The 1,403-nt window shown below is 29.4% G+C and carries 3 protein-coding genes and 1 pseudogene; all 4 read left to right on the plus strand.

The features are described from left to right. Positions 1-5: 5 nt before the first annotated feature. Positions 6-452 (plus strand): GAF domain-containing protein, encoded by a 447-nt coding sequence (locus tag ACTG3S_RS05115; RefSeq protein ID WP_439128319.1) that lies wholly within the window; start codon positions 6-8, stop codon positions 450-452. A gap of 88 nt (positions 453-540) precedes the next feature. Then, positions 541-669, plus strand: a complete 129-nt coding sequence (locus ACTG3S_RS05120) for a hypothetical protein (RefSeq protein WP_439128295.1) — start codon at positions 541-543, stop codon at positions 667-669. Between the two features lie 35 nt (positions 670-704). After that, positions 705-833, plus strand: coding sequence for a hypothetical protein (locus ACTG3S_RS05125; protein WP_439128296.1), 129 nt, complete (start codon positions 705-707; stop codon positions 831-833). A 91-nt stretch (positions 834-924) separates the two neighbouring features. Continuing rightward, a pseudogene (locus tag ACTG3S_RS05130) lies at positions 925-1,403 on the plus strand (bifunctional phosphoribosylaminoimidazolecarboxamide formyltransferase/IMP cyclohydrolase); the annotation flags it as partial.

A 1,403-nucleotide genomic window follows, 5' to 3' on the forward strand; every position in this document is an offset into this window, starting at 1 on the left:
TGGAAATTGATATTATAAAAAATAAAGTAGCAAAAATTATTGCGGAAAAAACAACAGTAGAAAACAAACTACAAGCAATCTGTAATTTGTTGGAAAGTACAATATCTTATTATGATTGGGTGGGTTTCTATTTTAAAAACGGCGACAAAGAAGAATTAAAGTTGGCAGAATATACAGGAGAAGAAACGGAACACACTATCATTCCTTTTGGAAAAGGTATTTGTGGGCAAGTAGCAGTTTCTAATAGTAATTTTGTAGTGCAAGATGTTTCTGAACAAGATAACTATATATCTTGTGGTTGGAAGGTAAAATCAGAAATTGTAATTCCTGTTTTTGTAAACGGAGAAAATATTGGACAAATAGACATAGATTCTCATACAGCGAACATTTTTACTCCAAAAGACGAAGAACTTTTAGAATATGTATCTGAAAAGGTGGCAACAATTTTATAAAAAAGTTGTGGTTTCGTTGTTTTTTTTTATATTTGGTGTATATTTAACATAACTTATAGTTTTTCTATAATCATTTAATCCCTATATAATGAGAAAAGAACAATACTCAACTTCTGTTGCTAACGGAAGTAATTACAAAAATTTTGTAAATAAAAAACAATCTATCACAGAGAGTTTTGTACAATGGTTTCGAAATTTCTTAGAAACTGCAGAGTAAATTTATCAGACTAACTTATTTATACCCCTAAAAAAATGAGAAAAACTCAACAAAGTTTTCTTTCTAAAATTGTATTATTATCTAGAAGAAAACAAGAGAGAAAAGAGCCAAGAAATTATACAGCATTGGTAGAAATTTTTAAAACAAAAGTGCAAGTACAATAGTTGTTAATTACTTCTGGTTTTTGTTACTATCTTTTTATTGTCTTAGTAGGTTCATTTTACTAAATTTGCGTGCTTAACAACACAACACTAAATGAGCACTTCAAAAACAATTAAATCTGCATTAATTTCAGTATTTCACAAAGACGGTTTAGAGCCGATTGTAAAAAAACTAAACGAATTAAACGTAACAATTTATTCTACGGGTGGCACAGAAAAATTTATTAAAGACCTTGGTATATCTGTAGTTCCAGTAGAAGATGTTACCTCTTATCCTTCTATTTTAGGCGGTAGAGTTAAAACATTACATCCAAAAGTATTTGGCGGAATTTTAAATAGACAAGATCATGAAGGTGATGTTGCTGAGTTAAAAGAATACAACATACCACAAATAGATTTGGTAATTGTAGACTTGTATCCGTTTGAAAAAACAGTTGCTTCTGGCGCTTCTGAGCAAGATATTGTAGAAAAAATAGATATTGGTGGTATTTCTTTAATTAGAGCAGCAGCAAAAAACTTTAAAGATACATTTACTGTTTCTTCTATGGGTCAGTATGATGATTTTCTAACAAT

Origin of the sequence: Polaribacter sp., assembly GCF_965656025.1 — a bacterium.
GTDB lineage: Bacteria > Bacteroidota > Bacteroidia > Flavobacteriales > Flavobacteriaceae > Polaribacter.